Source organism: Microbacterium sp. NPDC057741, from assembly GCF_042798735.1.
Taxonomy (GTDB): domain Bacteria; phylum Actinomycetota; class Actinomycetes; order Actinomycetales; family Microbacteriaceae; genus Microbacterium.
In genome coordinates this window covers 1-26,262 of the sequence record NZ_JBHVJW010000002.1, presented here as the reverse complement: position 1 = coordinate 26,262, position 26,262 = coordinate 1, and the positions used below count along the sequence as shown (strand labels likewise).

Annotated in this window: 20 protein-coding genes; 10 read left to right on the top strand and 10 right to left on the bottom strand. The window is 68.9% G+C overall.

What is annotated here, in order from left to right; all coding sequences use genetic code 11:
* Nucleotides 1–81 precede the first annotated feature (81 nt).
* Nucleotides 82–1,713 (bottom strand): ABC transporter substrate-binding protein, encoded by a 1,632-nt coding sequence (locus ACFVDO_RS07115; RefSeq protein ID WP_378859614.1) that lies wholly within the window; start codon nucleotides 1,711–1,713, stop codon nucleotides 82–84.
* A 410-nt stretch (nucleotides 1,714–2,123) separates the two neighbouring features.
* On the opposite strand from ACFVDO_RS07115, the gene ACFVDO_RS07110 reads away from it, so the two are divergent.
* From ACFVDO_RS07110 to ACFVDO_RS07100, 3 genes are all read left to right on the top strand, one after another.
* On the top strand, nucleotides 2,124–4,265 hold the full coding sequence (locus ACFVDO_RS07110; RefSeq protein WP_378859609.1) for a peptidase M6: 2,142 nt from the start codon (nucleotides 2,124–2,126) through the stop codon (nucleotides 4,263–4,265).
* Nucleotides 4,266–4,350: 85 nt separating this feature from the next.
* Nucleotides 4,351–4,860, top strand: a complete 510-nt coding sequence (locus tag ACFVDO_RS07105; RefSeq protein ID WP_378859608.1) for a hypothetical protein — start codon at nucleotides 4,351–4,353, stop codon at nucleotides 4,858–4,860.
* Nucleotides 4,860–5,429 carry a TlpA family protein disulfide reductase gene (locus ACFVDO_RS07100; protein ID WP_378859607.1) on the top strand — a complete coding sequence of 190 codons (570 nt, stop codon included), beginning with the start codon at nucleotides 4,860–4,862 and terminating at the stop codon, nucleotides 5,427–5,429. Before ACFVDO_RS07105 ends, ACFVDO_RS07100 begins: the two co-directional genes overlap by 1 nt.
* Here ACFVDO_RS07100 and ACFVDO_RS07095 read toward each other — a convergent pair.
* Complete coding sequence (locus ACFVDO_RS07095; RefSeq protein WP_378859606.1) at nucleotides 5,416–6,036, bottom strand: hypothetical protein; 621 nt, start codon at nucleotides 6,034–6,036, stop codon at nucleotides 5,416–5,418. The two genes, ACFVDO_RS07100 and ACFVDO_RS07095, sit on opposite strands and share 14 nt — an antisense overlap.
* A 152-nt stretch (nucleotides 6,037–6,188) precedes the next feature.
* Here ACFVDO_RS07095 and ACFVDO_RS07090 point away from each other — a divergent pair, with 152 nt between their 5' ends.
* Complete coding sequence (locus tag ACFVDO_RS07090) at nucleotides 6,189–7,112, top strand: LysR substrate-binding domain-containing protein (RefSeq protein WP_378859605.1); 924 nt, start codon at nucleotides 6,189–6,191, stop codon at nucleotides 7,110–7,112.
* Here ACFVDO_RS07090 and ACFVDO_RS07085 read toward each other — a convergent pair.
* Together ACFVDO_RS07085 and ACFVDO_RS07080 are read right to left on the bottom strand one after the other, a co-directional pair.
* Complete coding sequence (locus ACFVDO_RS07085) at nucleotides 7,109–7,768, bottom strand: GntR family transcriptional regulator (RefSeq protein WP_378859604.1); 660 nt, start codon at nucleotides 7,766–7,768, stop codon at nucleotides 7,109–7,111. The genes ACFVDO_RS07090 and ACFVDO_RS07085 overlap by 4 nt on opposite strands.
* Before the next feature lie 134 nt (nucleotides 7,769–7,902).
* Nucleotides 7,903–9,330, bottom strand: coding sequence for a CCA tRNA nucleotidyltransferase (locus tag ACFVDO_RS07080; RefSeq protein ID WP_378859603.1), 1,428 nt, complete (start codon nucleotides 9,328–9,330; stop codon nucleotides 7,903–7,905).
* A 45-nt stretch (nucleotides 9,331–9,375) separates the two neighbouring features.
* Between ACFVDO_RS07080 and ACFVDO_RS07075 the strand changes: the two genes are divergently transcribed.
* Entirely contained in the window at nucleotides 9,376–11,121 is a 1,746-nt protein-coding gene (locus ACFVDO_RS07075; RefSeq protein ID WP_378859602.1) for an alkaline phosphatase family protein, read from the top strand.
* 75 nt (nucleotides 11,122–11,196) lie between these two features.
* Here ACFVDO_RS07075 and ACFVDO_RS07070 read toward each other — a convergent pair whose 3' ends face one another.
* From ACFVDO_RS07070 to ACFVDO_RS07055, 4 genes are all read right to left on the bottom strand, one after another.
* Entirely contained in the window at nucleotides 11,197–16,065 is a 4,869-nt protein-coding gene (locus tag ACFVDO_RS07070) for a lamin tail domain-containing protein (protein WP_378859601.1), read from the bottom strand.
* 137 nt (nucleotides 16,066–16,202) lie between these two features.
* Nucleotides 16,203–16,499, bottom strand: coding sequence for a hypothetical protein (locus tag ACFVDO_RS07065; RefSeq protein WP_378859600.1), 297 nt, complete (start codon nucleotides 16,497–16,499; stop codon nucleotides 16,203–16,205).
* Nucleotides 16,500–16,600: 101 nt separating this feature from the next.
* The gene (locus ACFVDO_RS07060) at nucleotides 16,601–17,659 is read right to left on the bottom strand and encodes an LLM class flavin-dependent oxidoreductase (RefSeq protein ID WP_378859599.1); all 1,059 of its coding nucleotides are present in this window, start codon (nucleotides 17,657–17,659) and stop codon (nucleotides 16,601–16,603) included.
* Between the two features lie 29 nt (nucleotides 17,660–17,688).
* Complete coding sequence (locus ACFVDO_RS07055; RefSeq protein WP_378859598.1) at nucleotides 17,689–19,263, bottom strand: class I SAM-dependent methyltransferase; 1,575 nt, start codon at nucleotides 19,261–19,263, stop codon at nucleotides 17,689–17,691.
* A 110-nt stretch (nucleotides 19,264–19,373) separates the two neighbouring features.
* Here ACFVDO_RS07055 and ACFVDO_RS07050 point away from each other — a divergent pair, with 110 nt between their 5' ends.
* The 5 genes from ACFVDO_RS07050 (at nucleotide 19,374) to trxA (ending at nucleotide 25,166) form a co-directional block, all read left to right on the top strand.
* On the top strand, nucleotides 19,374–19,862 hold the full coding sequence (locus ACFVDO_RS07050; protein WP_378859597.1) for an aromatic ring-opening dioxygenase LigA: 489 nt from the start codon (nucleotides 19,374–19,376) through the stop codon (nucleotides 19,860–19,862).
* Nucleotides 19,863–19,983: 121 nt separating this feature from the next.
* Nucleotides 19,984–22,095: a DUF6049 family protein gene (locus ACFVDO_RS07045; protein ID WP_378859596.1), complete on the top strand. Its 2,112-nt coding sequence runs from the start codon at nucleotides 19,984–19,986 to the stop codon at nucleotides 22,093–22,095.
* On the top strand, nucleotides 22,092–23,711 hold the full coding sequence (murJ, locus tag ACFVDO_RS07040; RefSeq protein ID WP_378859595.1) for a murein biosynthesis integral membrane protein MurJ: 1,620 nt from the start codon (nucleotides 22,092–22,094) through the stop codon (nucleotides 23,709–23,711). Before ACFVDO_RS07045 ends, murJ begins: the two co-directional genes overlap by 4 nt.
* Nucleotides 23,712–23,803: 92 nt before the next feature.
* Nucleotides 23,804–24,760: a thioredoxin-disulfide reductase gene (gene trxB / locus ACFVDO_RS07035; protein WP_378859594.1), complete on the top strand. Its 957-nt coding sequence runs from the start codon at nucleotides 23,804–23,806 to the stop codon at nucleotides 24,758–24,760.
* Between the two features lie 82 nt (nucleotides 24,761–24,842).
* Entirely contained in the window at nucleotides 24,843–25,166 is a 324-nt protein-coding gene (gene trxA / locus ACFVDO_RS07030) for a thioredoxin (protein ID WP_116241612.1), read from the top strand.
* Nucleotides 25,167–25,242: 76 nt separating this feature from the next.
* Here the strand turns inward: trxA and ACFVDO_RS07025 are convergent, their stop codons facing one another.
* Nucleotides 25,243–25,752 carry a GrpB family protein gene (locus tag ACFVDO_RS07025; RefSeq protein ID WP_378859613.1) on the bottom strand — a complete coding sequence of 170 codons (510 nt, stop codon included), beginning with the start codon at nucleotides 25,750–25,752 and terminating at the stop codon, nucleotides 25,243–25,245.
* Nucleotides 25,752–26,072, bottom strand: a complete 321-nt coding sequence (locus ACFVDO_RS07020) for a tryptophan synthase subunit alpha (protein ID WP_378859593.1) — start codon at nucleotides 26,070–26,072, stop codon at nucleotides 25,752–25,754. The genes ACFVDO_RS07025 and ACFVDO_RS07020 overlap by 1 nt, the downstream gene beginning before the upstream one ends.
* Nucleotides 26,073–26,262 lie beyond the last annotated feature (190 nt).

Genomic DNA, 26,262 nt, shown 5'->3' with positions numbered 1-26,262 from the left:
GGGGTACCTCGTTCTTGCGTTCTCGGGCGAGCGCATCCCAGGGATGCCGCCTCGCGGCAGCATCCCCGGGAGCGGAACGCGTTACTTCGTCAGCGGCGCGTACCGGAACTTGAACGAGGCGTCGAGGGTGGTGCCCTTCACGTCCTTGCCCACGACCGCGACCTGCTTGCCCTGAAGCAGCGGCAGCGTGGAGAGATCCTTCGCCACCAGCTCCTGGATCTGGCCGATCTCGTCGAGACGCTTGGCCGAGTCGGTCTCGGTCTGCTCCTTGACGATGAGGTCGTTCACCGTGGGGTTGTCATAGTGGTTGGCGAGGAAGTTCTCCTTGAGGAAGAACGGCGACAGGTAGTTGTCGGAGTCCGAGTAGTCCGGGAACCAGCCCAGCTGGTACATCGGGTACACATCGGCGGTGCGGTCCTTCTGGTACTGCACCCACTCGGTCTGCTGCAGGTTGACCTTGAACAGGCCGCCCTTCTCGAGCTGCGTCTTGTACGCGGCGTACTCGTCACCCGAGGACGGGCCGTAGTGGTCGCCGTTGTACTGCAGGTTCAGCGTGACCGGGGTCTTCACACCGGCATCCGCCAGCGCCTTGGTCGCCTTGTCGACGTCGGGTCCGCCGTTGCCGTCGCCGTACATGTCCTTCAGCGGCGTGGTCGCACCGGGCATGCCGTCCGCGACGAACGAGTACAGCGGGGTGTAGGTGTCCTTGTAGACGTCCTTCGCGACCGCGGCGCGGTCGATCAGGTCGGCCATCGCCTGGCGCACGGCGAGCGACTTGGCCGGGTCGGCGTCAGCGGTCTTCGCGCCGAACGGCATGGTGTCGATGTTGTAGACGATGTAGCGGATCTCTCCACCGGGGCCGTCGACGATCTTGACCTTGTCGTTCTTGGAGAGGTCCTCGGTGTCGGTGGCCGACAGGCTGCGGAACGCCACGTCGATGTCGCCGTTGCCGATCGCGAGCTTCAGGTTCGAGGCATCCGCGTAGTACGTGACCTGCACGCCCTTGTTCTCGGCCGCACCCAGGTTGCCCTTGTAGTCGGGGTTCGGCTTGTACGAGATGAGCTCGTTGAACTTGTAGGAATCGATCGTGTACTGGCCGGCGAACGCCTCGCCCTTGACGATCTCGTCGTCCGTGGTGACCTTGTCGGCCGCGAAGACCTCTTCGTCGATGATCGGGCCTGCCGGGCTGGAGAGGATCAGCGGCCAGATCTGGTCGTTGCCGTTCTTCAGCTTGAAGACGACGGTGGTCTCGTCGGGGGCCTCGACCGAGGCGAGGTTGCCGAGCAGCGCGGCCGGGCCGTTCGGGTCGTTGATCTTCACCATGCGATCGAAGGTGTACTTCACGTCGCTGGAGGTGAGGTCGTGGCCGTTGGCGAACTTCAGACCCGACTTGAGCTTGACGGTGTACTCCGTGGGCGTGGTGAACTCGGCCGACTCGGCGATGTCGGGGCTGACCTCGGCGGTGCCGTACTTGCTGTTCATCAGGAACGGGTAGACCTGGTTCATCACGACGAACGAGCCGTTGTCGTACGAGCCGGCCGGGTCGAGCGAGGTGACCTTGTCGGTGGTGCCCGCCTTGATCGTGGTGCCCGAAGCGCTGCCGCTGTCGCCGCCCTTGTCACCGGTGCTGCTGGCGCAGCCGGCGAGGACCAGTGCGGAGATTCCGAGCGCTCCGACCGTGGCGAGAAGGCGCCCACGCCTGGATGTCTGCATTGACATAGATGTATCCCTTGGTGTCGGGTCCGATCGCCGCCAGTGCCCGCAGAGCGGCTTCACCCTGCAGCACCACCCAGCGGCGGTCGTTCGTTGCTGTGTGCGCCGGTGGAGCCGACGTGGGATCAGCTTATACTAATATTCTACTTGCGCCTAGAGGTCGGGTGTCTGGTTTGACACCAACTTCGGGCGCTTTCAATATTTCTCCGCGTTGAACTGGTGTTTATCACCGTTTGGCCAGATATCGCCCTGGCGTCTCACATCTGATTCTTAGATTTCTCTTCATGAACTCGCAGATCAGTGCAATGCTACTGACGTTGCCCGAGGTCACCGAGGATCTCTCGATCGCTCGTCAATCGACGACGAGCCGAGTCGCGCGCAACACCGAACCGAAGCGAATGGAGAAAGCCTTGGCATCCTCATCGACCGACCGCCTCCCGCGGTCAGGCAGACGCCGAGCGGCAGCCGCGCTTGTCGTCGCCGCCACGGCGGCCAGCATGATGCTGCTCAGCGGCGGCGGCGTCGCCCAGGCGGCGAACGACCGCGGCATCGACCCCGACCTCCTGAATCCGGTCGACCCGCAGAACTGGGTCAACATGGACGACATGACCTGGGACGACTACACGCCGATCCCCGGCACCGACTGGGCGGACAAGACCACGGGCTCGAAGCGGCACTTCAACGGCGCGATCGTCCTGCTCGATTTCCAGAACCAGGACTTCGTGATCAGCCAGAAGGAGAACGCCGATGTCTTCGGCACGCCTTCCGGGCTGGCGAACTCCGTGCCGCGTGAGGGCGTTCCGGAGTTCTACCGCAACCTGCTGAACACGCCCAACGAGCTCAACCACGGGCGCACCATCAACGAGTACTGGATGGAGCAGACCGGCGGGCGTCTCAGCGTCGACCTCAAGGCCTTCGGTCCCTACCGGATGCCGGGCAACATCGAGGAGTACGGCCTGAACGACTCGTTCAACAAGCCGAACGCCGCGTTCTGCCCCAAGGGCGACACCTGCAACAAGGACATCCGCACCGACGCGCTGAAGCTGTGGGGTGCCGACATCGGCAACTCCAACCCGCTCGGGGAGTTCGACGAGGTGTTCTACGTCACGGCCGGACACGACGAGTCCAGCACGTGGGAGGAGTTCGGTCAGATGCTCTTCCCCACGAAGGAGGACGTGACCGACCAGTTCGGTCCGCCGCGTGACGCGAACGGCAAGGCGTACGACCAGAACGGCAACGAGATGGCCAACTGGGTCAAGACCCGGTACGTCCCGTGGACCAGCTGGGCCGCGGCCGTCAGCCACTGGCCGAACGCCAACTTCCCGGTCACCGACGGCAGCGGCAACGTCATCCGCGCCGGCAACTCTACGCAGGCGGAGTCCAGTGGCATGGGCACGTTCGCGCACGAGTTCTCGCACATCCTCGGGATCGCGGACAACTACGGCAACCCGTACGGCACTGACAATGCCGACGGCGGACCGCTGCGTGACACCTCCGGCCCGTTCGACGTGCTCGCGCGCGGTTCGTTCAACGGCCCCGGCGGCACCCACACGCGCTGGAACGTCCCCTCGGTCGCGGGCGGATCGCAGCCGGCCGGTGTCGCACTGCGCAACCGCATCAAGCTCGGCATGATCGACACCTCCAGCTACATCGACCTGACGCGCAGCGAGCTGTCGGCGCTGGGCTCGATCACCACCGACTTGCAGTCCCGCGAGCTGCAGGAGGACGGCGTCACGCTCGGCGTCAACCTGAAGCTCGACGGCGGCGACAAGAACGTCTGCGACCGCCGCGCGAAGGGCTTCTGGGACTGCGACGGCGGCGGGTACGACAACTACACGCTCGAAGTGATCGACCGCATGGGCACGGACTCGTTCCAGCCCGACAGCGGCGTGATGATCGCCAAGACGAAGAACGCCGACCGCAACCCGTTCATCTGGACGGTCGACGCCAACCCGCAGGACATCGACACGCTCGACTACGTGCGCGCCGACGGCGTGCCGGTGCCGATCACCCGCGGTGACCAGCGTCAGCTGAACGACGCGCTGTTCCACGCCGGCAACGACTCGGGCTCCGAGTTCGAGTACGTCGACGAGGTCAACCGTCTGCACTTCTACGTCGTGGACCGCAAGGTCGACGACCGCGGCATCCTGCACTACAAGGTCGCCGTGCGATCGCTGGACAGCGCGGGCCCGCAGGCCCGTGGCGTGCAGATCGGCAAGGGCGTGTGGTCGGGCAAGATGCAGGACGGCCTGCGCGCCCTGACCGTTCCGGTGACGAACACCGGTGCGGCAGTGTCCGATGCCCGTGCGAACGGCGACATCTACCGGGTCACCACCTCGTTCAGCGGGGCGAAGGGCGCCTGGGAGGTGCAGACTCCGAGCTCCATCGTCACCGCGCAGGCGGGTGAGACGATCCAGGTGCCGGTGTACCTGAAGCGCACGGGAAACTCGTCGAACGCGAGCGGGACGGTCACCGTCACGATCACGAGCGAGAACGACCCGACGGCAACCCAGACCGTCACCTACAAGATGAACGCGGCGAACGGGAAGTGACCCGGGCGCGTATCGCGATCGATCGATGAGCACGTGGTGTCCCGCCGCAGGGCGGGGCACCACGTGCATCGGGAAGGATGTCAGGATGACCACACGGACGCAGCGGCGACCCGCGCGGGCGGGTACCGCCTCGCTCGCGGCCCTCGTCGCCGTCGGCGCCCTCATCGGCTCGCTGACCGGGTGCGCCGGGCAGGCTGACGCGGAAGGGGCCGCCGGAGAAGCCATCCTGATCGTCCGGGATGGAGCCCTTCGCGTGCCGGACACGGACTGCTCAGGTTCAGCGCAGTACCTCTTCGTGCACTCAGGCGCGGTCCTGACCGTCTCGGAGGGCGATGACGACGTGGTCACCGAGATCACTCTCCGTCCGGGCACGGCGCAGCGTGCAGACGACAACGACTACGGCACCGTCTCGCGCATCCCCACCTTCTGTGAGTTCTCCTTCTCGGATGCCGAGCTGACGCCCGGCACGACCTACACGTTCCGAATCGGCGACCGATCCCTCGGCGAGGCCGAGTACCAGCCCGACGACTCGGGGCGCTTCCGCCTCGGATACCCGGCGCTGGGCGATCCCACATCCGTGCAGGAAGGCGAATGATGACCGCACGCACCCCTCCCGCTGCGCGTCTGGCAGCCGCGGCGCTGCTGATCTGCTCGCTCATGCTCACCGGATGCGCTCAGAGCCCCCGCGGCGGCGCCGAGACGCTCCCGTCGCAGACGCCGTCCGCAGACCGCTTCGTGGCTGCGAAGGACGCCGTCCCCGCACCGAAGGCATCGGGCGAGCTGGTCGACGGCACCGACATCGCCCTGGCGGCGCTGTGGACCTCGCGACCCCTGGTGCTGCAGTTCACATCCACCTGGTGCACCCAGTGCAAGGACCTCGAACCCGACCTGACCGCGCTCTCCGATGATCTCGGCGACGATGTGCTCGTGGTCCATGTCGCACTCGACGAGCCGAGCGACACCATCCAGGCGTATCTGAAGGACAACGACGTGACCGGACCGGTGCTGGTCGACAGCACCGGCGCGATCTGGCGCGACTACGCGGTGAAGGAGCCGCCGATGACCGCGCTCGTCGACACCTCCGGCGGCATCGTTCGCATGTGGCCGGGTGGCGCTTCTGGCGATCAGCTCCGCGAGGCGCTGGCGAAGATCACTGCCGGCTGAGGACGGCGCCGATCCGATCGGACGACGACCGGAACGAGGCGGCAGCCAGCGCCAGCCGCTCGATCTCCCCCGGTCCTGCGAGATCGACGTCGGCAGTGTCCGCTCCCGCTGTCCAGGCATCGGCGTTCACCCTGGCCCGCCTCAGCACCGTCGAGCGCGACAGTCGCGGTCCGACGACGCGCAGGCGATGGCCGCCGTGCGCCACACGGCATCCCCAGGTCTGCAGGGTCTCCACGCGCACCTCGGCGCCGGCGCGCTGCAGGGTGCGGTGAAGCCGGTCGGACAGCGGCCAGCTCAGGCTGACGTCAGCGGGAGAGCCGGTGCGCACCACGGCCAGCAGCACCCGCAGCAGTTCGCGCAGCTGGGTTCCCTCCGCGGCGCGGATCGCGAGCGGTTCCCTGAGCGGCCGACGGACGGACAGCGCCTGCCATGCCCGACGGTCGGTGAGGATGGCACCGCGCAGGTCGTCTGCGACCGTATGACTCAGCGTCTCGTCCGCCGCGTCGACGATCTCGTACAGCACGCGATCGATGCCGCTGGTCTCCGTGCTCGACGATGCTGCCGCTGCTGTGCGGTGCAGAGCGGTCGATGTGAGGGCCACGCTCATGATCAGTCCTCTTTCACCCCGGGTTCCGACGCCCAGGAGGAAGCCGGGGCCGGTGTCTTGTGCCCCAGTGTGCCCGGGCCTCACCCTTAAGCGAAAGTGGCAGAATCTCATCAATGCAGTGAACTCATACTTCATAACGGAGGAATCGGTCCATGCTCGATCTGCGACGTATGCGATTCCTCTACGAGTTCCAGCAGCGCGGCACGCTGTCTGCGGTCGCCCGCGCGTTCTCGTATTCCCCGTCGTTCATCTCTCAGCAGATCGCCACCCTCGAGCGCGAGGCGGGCACCGCCCTGCTGCGCAGGACGGGGCGACGCGCGCAGCTGACCCCGCAGGGAGAGCTTCTGGCGACACGGGCCGCAGAGATCCTGGACAGGATCGAGCGGGCATCCGCCGAGCTCAGCGCCCACGCCGACACCGTGACGGGCACCTGCCGGATCGCCGTCTTCCAATCCGTCTCGCACACGGTGCTTCCCCGCGCGATCGCCGATCTCGCGCGGCACCATCCGCAGCTGCGGGTCGAGCTCGTCGAGCGCGAACCCGAGCAGGGACTGTTCGAGACGGCCGCCCGTGAGTTCGACCTCGTCATCGCGGAGCAGTATCCCGGCGTGCTCCGCCCCAGGCGCGCCGGGCTCGATCACGTCACCCTCGGCGCGGATGCCCCGTACCTGGTGACTCCGCGCAGCGGGCCGCTGCGCGTCACCGGTCTCGCCGCCGCGGCGGAGCACCCCTGGATCGCCGAACCCCGCGGCACCGCGTCGCGCATCTGGCTCACCCAGCTGTGCCGCGCCTCGGGATTCGAGCCCGACGTCAGGTACGAGACGAACGACCTGGTCACCCACCTGCGGATGATCGAGGCAGGGCAGGCGGTCAGCATCCTGCCGCAGCTGATCCTGTCATCGGTGCACACGGATGCCGCCCGGCAGCGCCTGCAGATGACCTCGGGGCGAGAGATCTTCAGCGCCGCACGTGAGACCACCGCCGACACCCCGATGATCACCGTGGTGCGGGAGGCGCTCGCACGCGCGTTCGCCGCCGCGATGGCGGGCACCCGCGCGGAACCTGCTGAGGCCTAGGGTCCGTCGACGCCTGCGGCGTCGCGCAGCACGTGATCGCGCATGAGAGCGGACAGGCCCGCCGCATCGCCATCCATCAGCCGGTCCAGGATGAGGTGGTGCTCCGTCGCCGACTGCCGCAGCTCGGGAGTGCCGATCCGGGCCGCCAGGCAGCCCAGTCGGGTCTCCTGCCGCAGCGTGGTGGCCAGCTGCAGAAGGCGCCTGTTGTCGAGCAGCGCGAGCACCTCGAGGTGGAAGTTCCGGTCGGCGTCGAGGTAGCCGGTGAGGTCACCCTGGTCGACCGCCTGCACGCCGAGGTCGGCGAGCGCGCGGAACTCCGCGATCCGCTCCCGGGGGAAGTCCTCGGCTATCGCGGCAATCGCATCGGACTCGATCCAGGCCCGCAGGGTCGTGATCTCCCGCGTCTCGCGCTCACTCATCCGGGTGATTCGGAAGCCCTTGTTGCGCACGGGCTCGACGAAGCCGCGGTTCTGCAGGTTCACCATGGCCTCGCGCACGGGCGTCGCCGACACGGCGAACTGCGCAGCCAGCGAGGGGACGGAGACGAGTGTTCCCGGCGCGAGCTCACCGGTCACGATGGCGGTGCTCAGCATGCTCTCGACCTCGTTGCGGAGGTTGCCGTGCCCGTCTCCTCGGGTCGTGCGTCTGCTCTCCACGGCGCACCCCCCTTCTTCACGACGCGATCTGCCGCCTTTTCATGCGCGTGCGCGCGTGCGTGCAGCGCCGTCGCCGCACTCTCGGCACTTCAGCATAGATGAGGGCCCCGCATCGGGGCTCTCATCCGGCCGCTTCAGGCGCGCGTGGTCCACCAGGCGCGCAGGCGCTGCTCCGCGACCTCCGGGCCGACGACGCCCTCGTCCAGCCGCAGGTCGAGCAGGAAGCGGTACGCCTCACCGACCTCTCGCCCGGGCGCGATGCCGAGGATCTGCTGGATCTGGTTGCCGTCGAGCTCGGGACGGATGCTGTCGAGCTCCTCCTGCTCGCGCAGCTCGACGATCCGGCGCTCGATGTCGTCGTATGCGCCCGCGAGGCGGGCGGCCTTGCGCTTGTTCCGCGTGGTCACATCGGCGCGGGTGAGGATGTGCAGCCGCTCGAGCAGGTCGCCGGCATCCCGCACGTAGCGGCGCACCGCACTGTCGGTCCAGGCGCCCTCGGCGTAGCCGAAGAAGCGCAGGTGCAGCTCGATCAGCTTCGCGACGGCGTCGGTGGTTTCGCCGTCGAAGCGCAGCGTCTGCAGGCGCTTGCGCGCCATGCGCGAGCCGACCGCGTCGTGGTGATGGAAGGTGACGCCACCACCCGGCTCGAGCCGGCGGGTGCGCGGCTTGCCGATGTCGTGCAGCAGCGCGGCGATGCGCAGCGCGACGTCGGGCTCTGCGCCCGGGTTGCGCGTCTTCTCCAGCGCGATCGCCTGGCGGAGCACAGTGAGCGAGTGCTCGTAGACGTCCTTGTGGTGGTGGTGCTCGTCGACCTCGAGGCGCAGCGCCGGCACCTCGGGCAGGAACAGGTCGATCAGCCCGGTGTCTACGAGGACCCGGATGCCGCGCACCGGGTCGTCCGTCTGCATCAGCCGGATCAGCTCTCCCTGGATGCGCTCCGGGCTCACGATCCGCAGGGTGTCGCGCAGCTGCTCCATCGCATGGCGGGTGTCGTGCTCGATGGAGAACTCGAGCTGGGCGCTGAAGCGTGCGGCGCGAAGCATCCGCAGCGGGTCGTCGCCGAAGCTGACCGCGGGGTCGATCGGGGTGCGCAGCACCCCGGCGACGAGGTCCTCGACGCCGGAGGTCGGGTCGATGAGCTTCACCTCCGGGACCTGCAGCGCCATCGCGTTGACGGTGAAGTCGCGGCGCAGCAGGTCGCCCGAGATGTCGTCGCCGAACTCGACGACCGGCTTTCGGGTGGTGCCGTCGTAGCTGTCGGCGCGGTAGGTGGTGATCTCGACCTGCTCGCCCTGCACACGGGCGCCGATCGTGCCGAAGGCACGGCCGATGTCCCATTGCGCGGTCGAGATCGGCGTGACGATGCGCAGGATGTCGTTTGGCCGGGCGTTCGTGGTGAAGTCGAGATCGTGCGTGGGCCGGCCGAGCAGCGCGTCGCGCACCGGGCCGCCGACGACGGCGAGCTCGAAGCCCGCCGCGGCGAAGGCGTCGGCCAGGGTGCGGACGACCGGATGCGCGGCGAGCGCGCCGAGTCGGGACAGGCCCTCGGCCATGTTGAGCATGGGTTCCAGGGTACCGGGAGCGAGGGCACCGCCTAGGATCGGCGCATGGATGCGGAGGATGCAGAACCGGATGCCGAGAGGCGACGCACTTCCCGCCGCGGCTTTCTGAAGCTCGGTGGTGCGGCGGTGGCCGGTGCCGCGGTCGGCGGAGTCGGGGGCGCGGTGATCGCGACATCGATCGCGCAGCGCGACGAGGGGTTCGAGTCCGACCCCGAGTACGCCGCGCTCGCACCGCGGCATCAGCCCGGCTTCGACCACATCGTGGTGCTGATGGGCGAGAACCGCTCCTTCGACAACCTGCTCGGCTACCTGTACTCGAAGGAGGACCTGCCGGCCGGCGAGACGTTCGCAGGTCTGGCGTTCGGTGAACATGCGAACACTGCGCCCGACGGCACCCGCGTTCCGGCGCACGTGTACTCGGGTCCCACCGATCGAATCATGAGCTTCCCCGACCCCGATCCGGGCGAGGAGTACCCGCACGTCAACACCCAGCTGTTCGGCACGGTCGATCCGCCGAGAAATGCGACGGTGGCGGCCGAGAGGATGACGACGCCGTACAACTCTCCAAAGGACGGTGCGAAGCCGACGATGAGCGGCTTCGTCACCGACTACGTGCATCACGTGACGCAGCTGGGCGGCGGCAGGAAGCCGTCGACGGAGGAGGTCTCCCGCATCATGGGGTCGTTCTCCCCCGACATGCTTCCGACACTGTCGACTCTCGCCCGCGAGTTCGCCGTCTTCGACCACTGGTACGCGGCCGTGCCTTCGCAGACCTTCTGCAACCGCTCCTTCTTCCACGCGTCCACGTCCCACGGGTTCGTGACAAATCACTTCGGCGACGGTTTCGAGAAGTGGCTCACCGCCGACCCCGCGCCGACGATCTTCAACAGCCTCGAGGATGCCGGCAAGACCTGGCGCATCTATTTCGACAAGCTGCAGATGGTGTCGTTCACCGGCTTCATCCACGCGCCGGTGCTGGAGAAGTTCTGGAAGACCGCTCACTTCGGCACCATGGAGGACTTCTACTCCGACGCCGCGAACGGCACGCTGCCCGCGTATGCGTTCATCGAGCCGCGGATGATCTACAACCACAACGACTTCCACCCGCCGTTCGGCGCGCTGCACGAGAGCTCGATCGACGGGATCATGTTCGTGGACAGCGCGCAGTCCGACGTGCGCGCCGGCGATGCACTCGTGCACGACGTGTACACGGCCATCCGGCGCAGCGCGTCGCCGAAGGGCTCGAACGCGGTCAACACTCTGCTGCTGATCACCTTCGACGAGCACGGCGGATGCTACGACCACGTGCCCCCGCCCGCGGCCACGCCGCCGGACGATGCCGGTGTCGGCGAAATGGGCTTCGGCTTCGACCGGCTCGGATGCCGGGTGCCGGCGATCGCCGTTTCGGCGTACACCGCGCGGAACACGATCATCCATGACGAGATGCACCACGGTGCCGTGATCGCCACGCTGAACCGGCTGCACGGAATGGAACCGCTGACCGCGCGGGATGCCGGCGCGAACGATCTGCTCTCGGTGGTGAACCTGCCCCGTCCGCGGCATCCGGCCGACTGGCCCGAGACCACGCCGGCGTTCACTCCGCCGAACCCGGAGGCCACTCCGGTGCATCCGGCGCACGCCAACAGGGACAAGCCGCTCACCCCACCCGCGCAGGGTGTGCTGGGTCTGCTGCTGGCGAAGTCGGGCCTGCCCGCCTCCCGCATGCCGAAGACGTTCGCCGACGCCTACGAGCTGCTCGACGACAAGGGCAAGGGACTGTTCGGGCCCTGAGTCTGCGTGCACGTCGACGCCCCTCCTGAATCTCGCGATTCGGGAGGGGCGTCGGCGCAGGACGGATGCCGCTGGTCAGCCGGCCCGGCGGTTGCGTCGGCCTCGGGCGACCAGGACGCCGCCTGCGGCGAGCGCGAGGAGAGCACCGGCGCCGAGTGCGATCGGCCAGGCCGTCGAGCCGCCGGTCGTCGCCAGGGCGCCGGACTGTGAGGAGCCCGAGCCCTGCGCGTCGCCGTGCTGGCCGCCTGAGCCGTTGCCGCCGTTCCCGTTTCCTCCGCCGTTGTTGTTGCCACCGCCGTTGTTGCCACCGCCGTTGTTCCCACCACCGTGCTTCCCGGTCGCGGTGAACGTACGGACCTCGCTGTACTCCACGCCGCCGTAGGGGCCGGTGGTGCGCACGTACCAGCCGTGCTCCGCCGGAGCCGCGGCGGCCCGGGCCACCGCCTTGCCCTTGGCCGGACCGATACCCTTCCAGGTCACGGAGGTCTTCTCGCCGCTGACGACGTCCTTCACGCAGTCGATCTGGTTCGTGGTGAGGATGTCGGCGCGGAACGAGTCGGTCGACAGGGTCTTCGCCACCGGACGGATGCCGCCCGCGGCGTAGGGGATCTCGAACTCCTGCATTCCCGCCGGGCTGTTCAGTGACGCCTCATCCGAGTCGAAGTCGTCCAGCGACGGCGAGTAGGTGCGCACGATGATGCGGCCCTTCTCGTTGTCGAAATGCAGCAGGCGCAGGTATCCCTGGCCACCCTCCGGCAGCGCCTGGTAGTCGAACAGCATCGAGGTGACCGTGCGGTCGGCGACGCCGTCGCCGTCGTCGTCGAACTCGTCCAGGCGCGTGTAGGCGTCGTGGTAGTGCCCCGAGCCCACGGCGATCACGTTCGCGTTCGGCGCCACGACCTCGTCGTAGATCCGCTGCGGGAACGGGCCGAGTCCGCCGGTGGTGAGCATGTACTCGTGCAGGTTGATCATCACCTTGCGCTCCGGGAACTGCCGGATGACCTGGTTCATCCAGGCGATGTCCTCGGAGTTCGAGGCGGTGTCGTTCGGGTCGGGCCAGCCCATGTAGAGCATGAGCAGGTCGACGCCGTCGGCGCTCACCAGGTCGTAGTGTCCGCGGTTGTCCTTGTAGGAGCCGCCGTACCAGGGGTTCTTCGCGAACCGCTTCTCGCCGAAGTACGAGCTGTACGGGCCGTAGTTCCCCTCGAAGTGACCGACGTCGTGGTTGCCGGCCAGCACGCCGTACGGCATTCCCGCGTCGTCGAGGATCTTGTACGCGTCATCCGCGTTCTGCCACTGGTGCTCCTCGTTCTGGTTGTCGACGATGTCGCCGGTGTGCGTGACGTACTGCAGGTTGAGGTCGTCGCGCTGGTCGACGAGGAACCTGTTGATCTTCAACTGGTGCTGGTACCAGGCATCCGTTCCCCCGGTGCCTGCGCGCTTGCCCTCGTTGCTGTTGTAGTACTGCGTGTCCGACTCCCAGGCCAGCGTGAAGTCGTACTGGTCGCGCGGCGTCGCGCCCTCGTTGTAGGGCGTGACCTGCGAGTCGCGGCCGCTGAGGTCGTTCGCGGCCCACCCCTCGGAGTGCTGCACGAGGAACGTGATCCTGCCGTCCTTCGCATGGCCGGTGACGGGCACCTGCGCCTCGAGGGTGAACGAGGTGGGCGCGCCGCCGGTGGTGACGTGGCGGTCCACCTCCTGCCAGCCGCCGTTCACGTCCTGCACGTAGAGCAGCACCTTGGCGTCGGCGTTCGCGGATCCCTCCCAGGCGACCCTGGCATCCGATCCGTCCTTCGCGCCTGCGGGGACGTCGATCGTGAACAGCTGATACGGCATGGCGGTCTTCGAGGTCTCCGCGACCTCGATGCCGTCCATGCGGGTCAGCTTCGCCAGGTCGTCGGCGCTGAGCGGCTTCGCGTCGCCGCGGTCGCTCGCCCGGCTGTCGGTCGTGGTGCCCGTGGCGACCTGCACCGCGGCATCCGTCGGGACGTACCGGTAGCCCTCTGCGAAGCAGAGCTCGAGGCGGTCGTCGACGTTGGAGCCGGGGCTGGCGACCAGATCGACCTTGTCGGCGTCGATCTTCGCGCCGTCGGCGGGGCTGATCAGCGTGGTGTGCGGCTTCTCGTCCGCCGTCGAGAACGCGATCGTGCTCGTGGAGGTGTTGCCGACCCTGTCCTTCGCGGTGATCACGGCGACGTGGTCGCCGGGCTCGAGCGTCAGCGACGAGGTCTTCAGCGGCAGCGTGATCTCCTTCTCGTCGAGCGTCGCGCTGACGCTGTCGAAGCCGGAGCCCTCATCGGTCACGGTCGCGTCGATCGTGAAGTCACCGCGGTACTGGCGACCGTCGGTGATCGTGCTGTCGATGCGGGGTGCGGTGTTGTCGACGCGCACGGTGCGCGTCGCGGTGCGCTCCCCCTCGGATGCCGTGACGACGTGCTCGCCGTCCGCGACGACGGTGGTGTCCCACATCGTCGAGACCGAGTCGAAGGCGTTCTCCGGGATGTCGAAGGTGAAGAGGATGTAGACGAGATTCGCGTCGCTCAGCGCGATGCGCTCCGCGGCATCCGCCGGGCACGCCCGCTCCACGGGCTCCTTGCCCTCACCGGCTCCTGTGCAGAGCGTCGGATGCAGCACCCGGCCGTCCGGCAGCACGAGGCGCGGGTTCATCATGACGAAGTCGTCATTGTTCTCGTCGAGGTTCGGCTCGGGCCAGGCCTTCGTGCCCGCGTACACGCCGAGCGTGAGCTTCTCGCCGCGGACGACCTGGCCCACGGGAACCTCGGCGTCGACCGTGACGATGCGGTCGTAGTAGCCCTCGTCGAAGATCTTCAGCACGTCGTCGCCGAGCTTGAGACCGTTGCGGAAGAACGAGTCGGTGCTGGTCGCCTCGATCGCGAACCGCGGCGCCCTCTCGAGTGAGGGCGTGGTCTCTCCGAGCGGCGTGCCGTCCACACCGATCGAGAGCGCGCCGGGGTCGCCGTCGGTGGTGCCGACGATCGGCGTCTGGGCGTTGACGTACTGCCCGTCGGCGACGTTCAGCCGTACCGGTTCGACGGGTGAGTCGTCCAGCACGATCCGCACCGGGCCGAGCGTGGACTCGAGCGTGCCGTCGCCGGCGGTGACCGAGTACTCCACCCAGCGCTTGCCGTACGCGTCGACGGCGGGGATCGAGTAGAGGTAGCGCCCGGCGGCGCTGAAGGTGAGGTTGCGCTGCTCGGTGCCCCCGAGGCTGTCCTTCAGCGTGAGGGTCACTCGACGCACCAGTACGTCGTCGGTGATGTCGAAGCCGAGCTCGATGCCGCCCGAATCGGGCACCTCGGAGCCGCCGGTCAGATCGACGATCTTCGGCGCCGTCCCGGCATCCGGGTAGGGCACGAACGACGGCGCGACCTGCGCGTCGGTCACCGTGCCGGGCGTCGGGGCCGCGAGGCCCAGGATCGCCTGCGTGCTGCCGGCCGGGTCGGCCGGAGTCCACATCGTCGCCGGGTCGGCCGGGTTCCACGCGTACTGGATGGCGGTGGTCGGCGTGGTCTGCGCGTCGTCGAAGTAGAAGGCGCGCGAGACCACATGGCCCGACTTGGTCTGCAGCTGCAGGCCACGGGATCCGCCGTTGGCCATACCGCCGGATGCGATGATGAGAATGCCCTCACCGAGCTTCAGGTCGCTGCCCATCGCCTTGTTGAAGTCGGCGACGGTGAGCCCGGCTGCCACGACGGCCGGGTTCTGGATCCACAGCACCAGCGTCTCGCCCGCGGCGATCGTCGGCTCGCCGGGACCGGCGGGCCACAGGGTCGACGACAGCGCCTTCGGGTTCGTGAGGTCGTTGTCGGTGGTGAGGTACGCCAGCACGTAGTCGCCGAAGTCCACCGGCTTGTCCGAGGCGTTGTAGACCTCGATGTACTCGTAGGCGTCGGAACCGCCGACGTTCGCCGTGTCGGGGGCCACCTCGGTGATCTGCAGCAGCGGGCCGTCGGAATCAGGATCGGTCGGCTTGGTCAGCGCGCTGGTCACCTGCAGAGCAGTGATCGCACCGGGCGTCGGCGCTGCGATCGCCCCGGTCACGTCGTAGTCCAGGAGGCGGGCATCCTGGTTGCCGATCAGATCGGGCACCCCGAACTGCGCGTTCCACGGCGTCGAGCCGTTGCCGTCGTCGGCGGGCACCCACGCCCGGCTGAGCGTCTTGCCCGCTGCATCCGTCAGGCTGAACCCGCGGTTGCCGCTGTTCGCGAACCCGCCCTGCGGGCCGAACCGGAAGATCGGCGTCGCGGCATCCGTCATGCCGTAGAACGCGCGGAACTGGTCCTTCGTGAGCGCGCGGCGGGGGTCGCCGTCGGCGTAGTTCATCCACAGCACGGCGACGCCGCCGGCCGGGATCACGGCCGGTTCGTCCCCCTCGCCGTCGAGGTGGATCAGCGGCTGCACGGTGCCGGCGTTCCACTTCGACGTGTGGTACCTCACCTGGATGCCGGCGGCCTCGAGGTCGATCGGCTTGTCGGTGGTGTTCGTGACCTCGAGGTACTCGTACTCGTCGGCGCCCGGGTTGTCACCCTGGATCTCGGTGATCACCAGCGGCCAGTGCGCGCCGGCGTTGCCGTCGGTGCCCGCGACCGGTGCCGCGGCCCTCTCGGTCGGGGCCGGGGCCGGTGCATCCGGCGTCTGCTCCGGCGCGGGCGCGGTCGTCTCGGCGGGAGCCGGGGCGGTCTGCTCGGGAGCGGGGGCCTGAGTCGACTCCGGCGCGGGGGTCTCGGTCGGGTCGGCCGTCGGAGCCGGCGCCGGCTCTGTGGGGCTCGGCTCCGGCGCGGGGGTCGCCCCCTCGCTCACGCTCGGGTCGTCCTGGGCGTAGGCCGGAACGGCGGATGTCGGAAGCGCGGCGGCGCACAGCGTCGCGGCGACCACCGCGGCGAACGCACCCGCGCCGGCGCGGCGGAGAGCTGTGGGGAGCATGACGGAAGAGACCTGTTTCGACGAGGAGTTGCGGCAGACGTGCCGCTCTCTGTCTAGGGATCTCAGGTGACCCGCAGGTGTCCGTCAGGCGACGCCCGCATCCCGAAAGTGAACTCTCGGCGAACGTCGCTCCGAGATCACCAGACGCCGGGGGTCTCACCTTTGGCCTCGGCGAGTTCGCGCTGGCGGCGCTTCACCTCGCGGATGAGCAGCAGCGACAGGACGAACGCGCCCACCACGGCGACGCCGAGGATCACGAAGATCCCGGCGTCGGGATCGACGAGCTTCAGCACGTAGATCGCCACGACCGCGAGCGCGAGCACCAGCCCCTCGACGATGGCGAAGCGCACGAACAGCTTCTGCTGCCGCTGCATGGCATCGCGGTTCGCACGGGCGATGCGCCCTTCGATCGAGGTGTCGTTCTCGGCATCCATGGCGCTCAATCTACGTGTGCTCCACCGCGAGACACCACTTCCCGCACGAGAAACCCTGCGTCAGCCGGTTTCTCGTGCGGGATCTGGTTTCTCAGCGGATGCTACGCGACGGCGTCGCCCTGCACCGGGCCCTCGGTGTTCGGCTTCCAGCCGAGCGCGGGGGCGACGTGCTCGGCGAACGCCTGCATCACGTGCAGGTTGTACTCCGGACCCAGCTGGTTCGGGATGGTCAGCATGAGCGTGTCCGCGGCCATGACGGCCTCGTCGCGCTTCAGCTGCTCGATCAGCGCATCGGGCTCGGCGGCGTAGGTCTTGCCGAAGGTCGACCGCAGCCCGTCGATGATGCCGATCTGGTCGTCACTCTCCTCGGAACGCAGCCCGAAATACGCGCGGTCCATGTCGTTGATCAGCGGGAACACGCTGCGGCTCACCGATACGCGCGGGCGGCCGGTGTGCCCCGCCTCCTTGTACGCGGCGCGGAACAGGTCGATCTGCTCGCGCTGCAGCTCGTGGAACGGCTGGCCGGTGGCCTCGGTGACGAGCGTCGAGCTCATCATGTTCAGGCCCATCCGCCCGGTGCTCTCCGCGGTCGCGCGGGACCCGGAGCCCCACCAGACGTGATCGCGCAGGGTCGGCGAGTAGGGCTCGACGTGCAGGTACCGGCCGGCGCCGGCCATCCGCGGGTCGGCCGGAGCGAGCCGCTCCCCCTCGATCGCGCGCAGGAACAGGTCGAACTTCTCGCGCGCCATCACGCTGCCGCGCTCCTCGTCCTCGCCGTCGTGATAGCCGAACGTCTCGTAGCCGCGCAGCGCGGTCTCGGGTGAGCCACGGCTCACGCCGAGCGCGATCCGCCCGTCGGCGATGAAGTCGAGCGCGGCCGCCTCCTCCGCGAACTGGAACGGGTTCTCGTAGCGCATGTCGATCACGCCGGTGCCGACCTCGATGCGCTTGGTGCGGGCAGCCATCGCCGTCAGCAGCGGCATCGGCGACGCCGCCTGCCGCGCCCAGTGGTGCACTCGCACGTACGCGCCGTTCACCCCGATCTCGTCGGCGCCCTCGGCGAGTTCGATGGTCTGCTTGAGCATGTCGCCCGCCGTGCGGGTCGCCGAACCGGGCACATCGCCGTAGTGCCCGAAAGAGAGGAATCCGAAAGCCTTCACGATGTATGCGAACGCATGGATGCCGCGGGCTATTCCGCGGGCAGCAGGAAGCCGTCGCGCACGAGACGACGGATGCGCGGCTCCAGATCGGCCCACAGGTCTGCGAGCGGTACGTCGAACAGGTCGGCGAGGGCGCCGACGATCTGCCCGACGGTGAGCTCGCCGTCGCAGGCGCCGACGAATCCGGCCAGGCCGGAGTCGACGGACACGACCCGCCCGAAGCCGCCACCCTGACGCAGCTCGATCACGGTCGGATCGTCGTCGCCCGGCATGAGATGCCTGGCCTCCGTGACATCCGTTGCGACCACGAGCCGGTCCGGCAGGCCGTCCTGCAGCAGGTCGTGGGCGGCGAGGCCCGCCTCGAGCGCCCGACCGGTGTTGGCCAGCGGCTGGGCGAGGTGCTCGAAGCGGCGGAGGCGCCCTTCTTCTCGTGGGCGCCCTTCGTCTCGCTCCGCTCGCTCAGGGTCCGAAGGGCGCTCAGGTTCCGAAGGGCGCTCAGGAGCCGGGAAGGCAGGCCGCCGCAGCAGCACGTACCCGAAGCCGATCGCGGTCACCCCGCGCTCGGCGAAGTCGTCAAGCCAGGCCGAGAGCAGCGGCGTGAACCCGGCATCCCGCGGCAGCGTGCCGCCGTCGCGGATCCACAACTCGGCGTAGCCGAGCGGCGTGAGCGTCTCGCGCTGGATCACCCAGGCATCCAGCTCCTCAGGGATCCAGGACTCCACCCGTTCCAGGCCGGAGCGCCCGCGCGACTCCCAGTTGCCGAGCAGCTGAGCCACTCCGCCGGGCGTGAGATGCGCGGGCGCGGCGCGTAGGAAGCGCTCCACGAGCGCGTCGCCGATCAGCCCACCGTCGCGGTACTCGTACTCGGGCACGCCCTGGGCGCGCGGCGTGATCACGAACGGCGGGTTCGACACGATCAGGTCGAACGCCTCGCCCGCGACCGGCTCGAACATGCTGCCCAGCCGGAACTCGATGTTCGCGACGCCGTTCAGCAGCGCATTCAGCTCACCGAAGGCGAGGGCCCGCTCCGAGATGTCGGTCGCGACCACCCGGCCGGCGTGCCGGGCGACGAGCAGGGCCTGGATGCCGCATCCGGTGCCGAGGTCGAGTGCACGCTCGACAGGGGCGGGGATGACCAGCTCGGCGAGTGTGCGGGATGCCCCGCCCACGCCGAGCACGTGGTCGGCGGGCAGAGCGGCGCCGAGCGCGACCTCGTCGAGGTCGCTCGCGATCCACCACTCACCCACGCCGTCGAGGTCGACGAAGGACTGCGGCCGCACCAGCACCTCGGGTCGCACGTCGTCGCCGTCGGCGACGCCGAGGCCGAGGGATGCCAGTCCCGAGAGTCCGAGGCGCGGCAGCGCCCGCTCGAGAGCAGGCGCTGGCTGCGGCATCCCGAGCACGAAGAACCGGCCCAGCGTCGCGAGCGGGCTGTCGGCGTCGCCGAGCGCGCGAAGGATCGGCTCACGGAGTCCGCGCGCCAGCGCGTCGTCGGCCTCCTCACCCCACAGCCGCCGCAGTGGGTCGGAGCGGAAGTCCGCCGCATCCAGGTCGGCGGCGAGAGCGCGTGCGAGCTGCGGTTCGGGGCGAGGGGCGAGATGCACGGCCGACACTCTACGCGCCTTCGGATTTTCTCCGTCGATCGCCCGAGATATCTGCGGCTTGCTGAGTACGCTGACCGCGACAGCATTCCTTCCCCCTCTGGAGGCACGAAATGTCCGATCAGGTCGCCGATTCTTCCGACCGCTCCCCCGCACCCGCCAGCCGGCTCGGCTCCGTCAAGGTCATCGGCGTGCTGGGCATCCTCGCCGGCATCCTGCTCATCGTGGCCGGAATCGTCGTCTGGGTCGTCGTATCGTCACAGCTGCGCGCCGAGAACATCACGGTTCCCGACGACGCGATGGCCTTCCAGGGCCAGCAGGTCGCCGGGCCCTTCACGGCCTACGTGCAGGCCGACATCATCCAGCACCACGCCCTCGAGATGTCGGACGGCAAGACCTATGCGGAGCTCGACATGGATGACCCGCTGCGCACCACGCTGATGAACGCCTCGTTCCTGCGAGCGTCGCTGTTCACCTCGGTCGTCTCCTTCGGCGTGGCCGCGTTCGCGATGGGGATCGGCGTGCTCTCCATCCTGTTCGGATGGTCGCTGCGCCGGATCGCGACGGTGCCCGCGGCGCTCGGCCGCGCGCCCGCGGCCTGAGACCATCACTGAAGGCGCGGCGGACCGCAAGTCCCCCGCGCCTTCAGTGTTCCCGAAACCGGTCGCTCTAGAATCGGGGGCAGCACACTCACGGGCGCCGTCGGCGTTCCAGGAAGAACCTATGACCGCGACCTCCCCCACCCCTGGCCTCCGCGCGCGCACGCGGCGGCTGCTCGGGCGACTCGGCGCGGTCGCGATCGTGGCCTCCCTTCTCACTTTCCCCGCAGCCGTCTCGCCGGCCTCGGCCGCCGATGACGAACCCGATCCGAACGTCACCGTCGATGTCGCCCCCGCGGGTGCGATCCTGCCGGACGCCCCGCTCAGCGCGGGCGTCTCGCTGCACAACGACACTCCGGACCGCCTCACCGAGGGCGTGCTGACCCTGGCGATCGATCGCACCGCCCTGACCGGCGCGGATGCACTGGACTCGTGGCTCGACGACGGCACCGCCCCCGGCGTCTTCGAGACGATCGCCAGCCAGCCGACCGAGGCCGTGCGCGCAGGCGACACCGGCACGACCGGCATCGAGGTGCCCGCTACCGCGCTCACCGGCCTGGCCCCGGGTGTGTACCCGCTGCGTGCGACGCTCAGCGGCACGACGACGGGCACCGGCGACAGCCTGAGCACCTGGAGCCCGAGCGCGGGCAGCGTGGTCGTCATCCAGGCGGCGAAGCCCGCCGCGGTCAGCGTGCTCGTGCCGATCACCGCCACCCCGAAGAACGGCAGCCTGCTCACCGCCCAGGAACTCACGGACCTCACCGCGCCGACCGGCGCCCTCACCGCACAGCTCGACGGCGTCGCCGGCACCGGGGCGATCCTCGCTATCGACCCGTCGATCCCCGCCGCCATCCGCGTGCTCGGGACCTCCGCTCCCGCGAGCGCCACCGACTGGCTCGCCCGCCTCGACACCCTGCCGAACGATCGCTTCGCGCTGCAGTTCGGCGATGCGGATGCCGCGACGCAGGCGCACGCGAAGCTCGGCGACCTGCTCGGACCCGCCGACCTGTCCGGGCTGATCAAGACCTCGGATTTCGCGACCTCCGCGCCCACGCCGACGCCCACGCCGACACCGGATCAGACCGAGCCCGCGCTGCCCGACAACACCGTGCTCACCGAGGTGCACCGTGCGACGCCCGGCATCCTCTGGCCGCGCAGCGACGTGACCGACGACGACCTGGCGACATTCGGCCGGTACCTCGGCGACGACGCGCTCACCGTGCTGCCCGACACCGTCCTCACGGGCGCTGCCGGCGCGCGGGCGACCGCAGAGGGGCGCGATGTGCTGGTCGTCGACGACGCGATCTCGCGGCACCTGTCCGATGCCGTCATCGCCGCCGACGAGACAGCCCGTGACGCCGGGATCGCCGCAGCCCAGGGACAGCTCTTCCTCGCCGCGGCCGCGATGCCGAACCGTCCCCTCCTGATCGGGCTGGACCGCTCGGAGAAGCGCACCGCCGAGAACCTGCACGCCGCGCTGGCCGCCGTCTCCACCTCGACCACCGGCCTGGCCGGGCTGCGCGACGCATCGCCCGTCACAGTGAAGAGCACCGCCACCCCCGAGCAGGGGCGCGCGACCTCGCTGCAGGCAATGCTCGACGACGAGACCCGCCTGCGCGCGTTCTCGACGATCCTCGAGCAGCCCCTCGTGCTGCTCGCCCCGGAGCGCACGCAGGTGCTGCGCGTCATCGGCGTCGGCGTCAGCGAGAAGGCCTTCCCCAAGCAGGTGGTCGCACACCGCTCCGCGACGGTCGAGACACTCGGCGCGGTCGGAATCCAGGATCCGGGTCCGGTGCAGCTGTTCACCTCGGCCGCTCCGCTGCCGGTGTGGATCCGCAACGACCTGCCCTGGCCCGTGAACCTCACACTCTTCACCGAGCCCTCCGATCCACGCCTCAGCGTGCAGGAGCAGACCACGATCGTCGCCAGCGCGGCAAGCAACACCCGCGTCACGGTCCCGGTGGAGGCGCGCGTGGGCAGTGGTGAGCTCGAGGTGCAGTTCCGGCTGGCCAGTCCGACCGGAGTGCCGATCGGCGCGCCCACGTCGGCCACTGTCACCGTCCGCGCCGACTGGGAGGGCATCGGCCTCGGCATCCTCGGCGGTGTGATCGTGGTGCTCCTCGGTGTCGGCATCTGGCGCACCGTGCGCCGCCGGCGCGCAGGCGCGGATACCGCAAAGCCGGATGCCGCAGACACGGATGCCGCAGGACCGGCATCCGAGAAGGAGTCGGAGTGAGCAGCAGTCTCGGCCGCGCCAGCGCCATCCTCGGGGCCGGGACGCTCGTCTCGCGCGTCACCGGGCTCGTGCGCACAATCGTGCTCGTCGGTGTCATCGGCTCGAACGCATCGGCCGCGGCTGATGCCTTCGCCGTCGCGAACCAGCTGCCGAACAGCGTCTTCAATCTGATCTCGGTCGGAGTGCTGACGGCGGTGATCGTGCCGCAGATCGTTCGCGCGAGTACGCAGTCCGACGGCGGCAACGCCTTCATCTCGAAGCTGTTCACGCTGGGCACGGTGGTGCTCGTGGCGGCGACGGGCACCGCGATGCTCGCAGCGCCCTGGCTGGTGACCCTGCAGGTGCGCGCCGACAGGGTCGAACAACTCGCGCTCGCGACCGCGTTCGCCTACTGGTGCCTGCCGCAGATCCTGTTCTACGGCCTCTACGCCCTGGTCGGCGAGACGCTCAACGCCCGCCGGATCTTCGGCCCCTTCACCTGGGCGCCGGTGGCGAACAACATCATCTCCATCATCGGATTCCTCGTGATCGGCGCCGTCTTCGGCGAGAACCTGGTGAACGTGTCCGACTGGACGCCCGACATGGTGGCCTGGCTCGGCGGAACGGCCACGGCCGGCATCGCGGTGCAGGCGGCCATCCTGCTGCTTTTCTGGCGCAAGACCGGGCTCGCGCTCAAGGTCGACTTCCGCTGGCGCGGGGTCGGGCTGGGCAACGTCGGACGCATCGCCAGCTGGACGCTGCTGATGGCGCTGTCGAGCATGGCTGCAGGCTTCTACCAGAACTGGGTGGCCAACGAGGCCTCGGGCGAGGGCGCCGCCGTGACGGTGATGAACAACGCCTGGCTGATCTTCATGCTGCCGTACTCGATCATCGTGCACTCGATCGGCACCCCCTACTTCACGCAGTTGTCGGAGCACGCGCATGCGGGCCGCGACGCCGAGGTGCGCGCCGACATCTCGCGCAGCATCCGTACGCTCGGGTTCTTCCTGACCGGCGCACTGGCGGCGGTCGTGGCCGCCGCCGTGCCGGCGTCGCGCGTCTTCACGAACTCGTCATCGGATGCTGTGGACGCGGCCGTCGTGCTGGTCTGCTACCTCGTGGGTCTGCTGCCGCTGGCCGTGCTGTTCATCGTGCAGCGCACGTTCTACGCCTACGGCGACACCAGGACGCCGTTCTTCTTCACCCTGATCCAGTGCGTGCTCATCGCGGCCACGGCGACGATCGCCGCGTGGATGGCGGCAGCCGAGATCCTGCCGATCACGCTGCTGGCGGCTGCGGTGGCGCTCGGTCAGTCGCTGGCCGGCACCGTGCAGACGATCATCGCGACCGTGCTGCTGCGCCGACGTCTCGGAACGCTCGAGACGGGGCGCTGGATGGCGGCCATCGGCCGTTTCGTGCTCGCAGCGGTGCCCGCCGCCGCTGCCGGATGGGGCGTGTTCCTGCTGCTCGGCGGAACCGGCGGATGGACGACGGCCGACAAGATCCTCGGCGTCATCGGCTCGGGCATCATCGCCGTGGTGGTCGTGGCCGTGTACGTCGCCGCGCTCGCGCTGCTGCGGGCTCCGGAGCTGCAGGCCGCGAAGGGCATCGTGAAGCGGATCCTGCCGGGGCGCTGACCCCCGTCGCGCGTTCGGCGATCGGGAATGTCCCGCGGTTACCATTGGTTCTGATAGGCGACTGCGCTGTTCGCGGTCACAAGGGAGATCACATGCGTCAGGTCATCATCATCGGCTCCGGCCCCGCCGGGTTCACCGCCGCCATCTACGCGGCGCGCGCGAATCTCGAGCCGCTGCTGGTCGCCAGCTCGGTCGAGGTCGGCGGCGAGCTGATGAACACCACCGAGGTCGAGAACTTCCCCGGCTTCCCGGAGGGCATCCAGGGCCCCGAGCTGATGGCCAAGCTGCAGGAGCAGGCTGAGAAGTTCGGCACCGAGGTCCTCTACGACGACGTGGTGTCGCTCGAACTCGACGGCCCGGTCAAGAAGGTCATCCTGGGCAGCGGCGCCGAGCACGAGGCATCCTCGGTGATCTACGCCACCGGCTCCGCCTACCGCAAGCTGGGCGTCGAGGGCGAGGAGCGCCTCTCCGGCCACGGCGTCTCGTGGTGCGCCACCTGCGACGGCTTCTTCTTCCGTGAGCGCACGATCGCCGTCGTCGGCGGCGGCGACTCGGCGATGGAGGAGGCGACCTTCCTCACGCGCTTCGCGTCGAAGGTCTACGTGATCCACCGCAAGGACTCGCTGCGGGCATCCAAGATCATGCAGGAGCGGGCGTTCGCGAACGAGAAGATCGAGTTCGTGTGGAACAGCGAGGTCGAGGAGATCCTCGGCGACGCCGAGACCACCGGCGTGCGTCTGCGCTCCACGGTCGACGGCTCGGTCAGCGACCTGGCGCTCGACGGCCTGTTCATCGCGATCGGCAACGACCCCCGCACGCACCTGGTGCACGGCAAGCTCGACCTGACGTCCGAGGGGACGATCTGGGTCGACGGTCGCTCCTCGCGCACCTCGCAGCGCGGCGTCTTCGCCGCCGGCGACGTGATCGACCCGACCTACCGCCAGGCGATCACCGCCGCGGGCACCGGCACCATCGCGGCGCTGGATGCCGAGCACTTCCTCGCCGACCTCGCTGATGGCGCCCCGGTGGCGGAGCCCGTCGCCGTCTGAGCGCGGGAACATTCCGCCGCGTCTCGCTGTTGTGCCCGATGAGCGGATTCCGCTCCACGAACTTTTCAAACAAGGAGAATCCATGACTGCCAAGGCAACCAGCCAGGCGACCTGGGAGCAGGACGTGCTTCAGGCCGATGGCCCCGTGCTCGTCGACTTCTGGGCCGCGTGGTGCGGTCCGTGTCGGATGGTCGCGCCGGTCCTCGACGAGATCCAGTCCGAGAACCCCGAGAAGATCACGATCCTCAAGCTGAACGTCGACGAGAACCCCGAGCTGGCCATGAAGTACCAGATCACGTCGATCCCGGCGATGAAGGTGTTCCAGGGCGGCGAGGTGAAGACGACGATCATCGGCGCCAAGCCGAAGTTCGCTCTCGAGCAGGATCTGGCCGCTTTCATCGGCTGACCCCGGCTTCTCGAAGGCCCGTCCCGGTTCCGGGGCGGGCTTTCTGCGTCATATGCCGATTGTGGAATGCGGTGCGTCAGCGCTTGTCGTAGACGTCGACGGAGGGCAGCCCTCGCGCCGCCCGAGCGCGATCCATGATCTCCTGGACGACCGAGGTCTTCGCCGAGTTGTACGTGGACGGCTCGGCAGACGCTTCGATCTTGACCCGCTCGTAGCGCCGGGCGTCGTCGGGATGCCCCTGCAGCCAGTCACGGAAGACCCGCTGGTGAGCGTGCTCCCACTGGTCCGGTGCGAAGAAGTGCGCGATCCGAGTGCGCGAACCGTCCGCCTCGAAGACCATCACGCGGTGGGAGCGCACGCGGCTGCCGAGCCGCCATCCGACACCCTCCAGCGCCGGCAGGTGGTACTCGAGGCACTCGTCGCTGCGCAGGCGCACCGCCAGGTCGATGATCGGCTTCGCCCGGATGCCTGGAATCGCGGTCGATCCGATGTGCTCGATCTCCCAGTCCTCGTCGCCGACTCGTCGGAGTTCGTCCGCGATCGCCTCGAACCGGCGTTGCCAGTCGGGATCGTGGGCGACGAGCATCACGGCCGCTGCGTTGTCGAACCTGTGGAGGCGGGCCGCATCATCTGCCACACCGTTGTCGACAGCTGCGGGTATTCGAGGGCGATCCGGCGCAGCACGCCGTTGTTCCAGTCACGGTCGCGGATGTTCCCCCCGTTGGCCTCGATCCAGTCGGTGCGCAGCAGCAGCACGACCAGTTCGTCGGTGGTGGGCAGTTCGCTCATGAACTCCCAGGGGTCTTCCCCGAAGCGCAGGCGCTCGTGTACGAGCACCGAGCGCTCATCGGCCGCCTCTGCTCTCAGCACTTCGAGGCTGGCCCGCCGCGGGAAAGGAAGTTCCACCCCTCAAGCCTAAACGCCCCCACCGACCCCCGGCGCCCGCCCCGTCACGACGCTTCGCTCCCGTGACCACTCCACCCCATACCTCCCCAAAGGAGGTCACGCATCCCCAGACGCATGAGCGGGCGGGGAGGTTCCCGGAGCGAGCATAGGGAGGGGCCGCTGGCTGGAGCGGGCTTGCCCGCTCCAGCCC

Bases quoted from the DNA above. Each gene is read 5' to 3' on its own strand.
- ACFVDO_RS07115 (WP_378859614.1), bottom strand. From the start codon at position 1,713: ATGCAGACATCCAGGCGTGGGCGCCTTCTCGCCACGGTCGGAGCGCTC.
- ACFVDO_RS07105 (WP_378859608.1), top strand. From the start codon at position 4,351: ATGACCACACGGACGCAGCGGCGACCCGCGCGGGCGGGTACCGCCTCG.
- ACFVDO_RS07100 (WP_378859607.1), top strand. From the start codon at position 4,860: ATGACCGCACGCACCCCTCCCGCTGCGCGTCTGGCAGCCGCGGCGCTG.
- ACFVDO_RS07095 (WP_378859606.1), bottom strand. From the start codon at position 6,036: ATGAGCGTGGCCCTCACATCGACCGCTCTGCACCGCACAGCAGCGGCA.
- ACFVDO_RS07090 (WP_378859605.1), top strand. From the start codon at position 6,189: ATGCTCGATCTGCGACGTATGCGATTCCTCTACGAGTTCCAGCAGCGC.
- ACFVDO_RS07080 (WP_378859603.1), bottom strand. From the start codon at position 9,330: ATGCTCAACATGGCCGAGGGCCTGTCCCGACTCGGCGCGCTCGCCGCG.
- ACFVDO_RS07075 (WP_378859602.1), top strand. From the start codon at position 9,376: ATGGATGCGGAGGATGCAGAACCGGATGCCGAGAGGCGACGCACTTCC.
- ACFVDO_RS07070 (WP_378859601.1), bottom strand. From the start codon at position 16,065: ATGCTCCCCACAGCTCTCCGCCGCGCCGGCGCGGGTGCGTTCGCCGCG.
- ACFVDO_RS07065 (WP_378859600.1), bottom strand. From the start codon at position 16,499: ATGGATGCCGAGAACGACACCTCGATCGAAGGGCGCATCGCCCGTGCG.
- ACFVDO_RS07050 (WP_378859597.1), top strand. From the start codon at position 19,374: ATGTCCGATCAGGTCGCCGATTCTTCCGACCGCTCCCCCGCACCCGCC.
- ACFVDO_RS07045 (WP_378859596.1), top strand. From the start codon at position 19,984: ATGACCGCGACCTCCCCCACCCCTGGCCTCCGCGCGCGCACGCGGCGG.
- trxB (WP_378859594.1), top strand. From the start codon at position 23,804: ATGCGTCAGGTCATCATCATCGGCTCCGGCCCCGCCGGGTTCACCGCC.
- trxA (WP_116241612.1), top strand. From the start codon at position 24,843: ATGACTGCCAAGGCAACCAGCCAGGCGACCTGGGAGCAGGACGTGCTT.
- ACFVDO_RS07025 (WP_378859613.1), bottom strand. From the start codon at position 25,752: ATGCTCGTCGCCCACGATCCCGACTGGCAACGCCGGTTCGAGGCGATC.